At 68.2% G+C, this 1,507-nt stretch carries 1 protein-coding gene and 1 pseudogene; both read left to right on the top strand.

What is annotated here, in order from left to right; translation table 11 throughout:
* Positions 1 to 431, top strand: a pseudogene (locus tag WAZ62_RS18815) (glucose-6-phosphate isomerase); the annotation flags it as partial.
* A gap of 35 nt (positions 432 to 466) precedes the next feature.
* The coding region (gene mutL / locus WAZ62_RS18810; protein ID WP_422645070.1) for a DNA mismatch repair endonuclease MutL at positions 467 to 1,507 on the top strand (1,041 nt) is incomplete at its 3' end.

Raw genomic sequence — 1,507 nt, 5'->3', positions numbered from 1 at the left:
AGGGCAAGGGCACGACCCCGATCACCGCGATCGGCCCCGTCGACCAGCACAGCCAGCTCCAGCTCTATCTCGATGGGCCGGACGACAAGCTGTTCACCGTCATCGACCTGGCGACCAAGGGCAAGGGCACGATCATCCGCCCCGATCTCGCCGATGATCCGTCGCTGTCCTTCCTGGCCGGCCGCCGCATCGGCGATGTCGTCGCGGCCCAGGCGAGGGCCACGGGCGATACGCTGGTGCAGTTCAACCGCCCGGTGCGCCGCCTGACCATTCCGCGCTATGACGAAGAGGCGCTGGGCGGTCTGTTCATGCATTTCACGCTGGAAACCCTGATCGCCGCCGATCTCCTCGGCGTCGATCCCTTCGACCAGCCGGCGGTCGAGAATGGCAAGCAGCTGACCCGCCAGTATCTGGCGACCGGCAGCTACTGACTGCATCCGTCTCGCGCATGGGGCATGATGGCCCCATGCGCATCCGTCTTCTTCCCGAGTCGACCGTCAACCGCATCGCCGCCGGCGAGGTGGTCGAACGTCCCGCCAGCGCGGTCAAGGAACTGGTCGAAAACGCCATCGATGCCGGCGCCGGCCGGGTCGATGTCGTCGTCGAGAACGGCGGCCGGACCCTGATCCGCGTCGCCGACGACGGTTTCGGCATGAGCGCCGATGAAATCGCCCTGGCGATCGAGCGCCATGCCACCTCGAAATTGCCCGACGACAATCTGGACGCCATCGACAGTTTCGGCTTTCGCGGCGAAGCCCTGCCCTCCATCGGCTCGGTCGCCCGGCTGGACATCACCAGCCGGGCCCGGGGCAGCAATGAGGCCTGGTCGATCCGGGTCGACGGCGGCGCCAAGCACGAGGTCGAACCGGCGGCGATCAATGCCGGCACCAGGGTCGAGGTGCGCGATCTTTTCTACGCGACGCCGGCCCGGCTGAAATTCCTCAAGAGCGAACAGGCGGAATATCAGGCGATCGCCGATGTGATGCGGCGCATCGCCCTGTCCCATCCCGGCGTCGGTTTCACCCTGTCGGACGGCACCCGCCTCGCCCTTCGCTTCCCGGCCGAGACCGCGCTTGATCCCGAGGATGCGCGGCGCAGCCGGATCGCCGCCGTGATCGGCCGCGATTTCGCCGACAATGCCCTGGCCATCCGGGCCGAGCGCGAGGGCATCCACCTCGTCGGCTTTGCCAGCCTGCCGACCTATGCAAGGGCGACGGCGGCCCACCAGTATCTCTTCGTCAATGGCCGGCCGGTGAAGGACAAGCTGCTGACCGGGGCGGTTCGCGGCGCCTATATGGATTTCCTCGCCCGGGATCGCCATCCGGCGGTCGCGCTTTACCTGTCGCTCGACGGGCGCATGGTCGACGTGAATGTCCATCCGGCCAAGGCGGAGGTCCGCTTCCGTGATCCCGGCCTCGTGCGCGGGCTGATCGTCGGCGCGCTGCGCCATGCCTTGTCCGAGGCGGGCCACCGCGCCTCGACGACGGTCGCGGGCGCGGCGCTGGGC

It is taken from the genome of Zavarzinia sp. (assembly GCF_049306435.1).
Lineage (GTDB): Bacteria > Pseudomonadota > Alphaproteobacteria > Zavarziniales > Zavarziniaceae > Zavarzinia.
The sequence above is the reverse complement of the archived record's forward strand: the minus strand, read 5'-3'. Positions and strand labels throughout refer to the sequence as shown.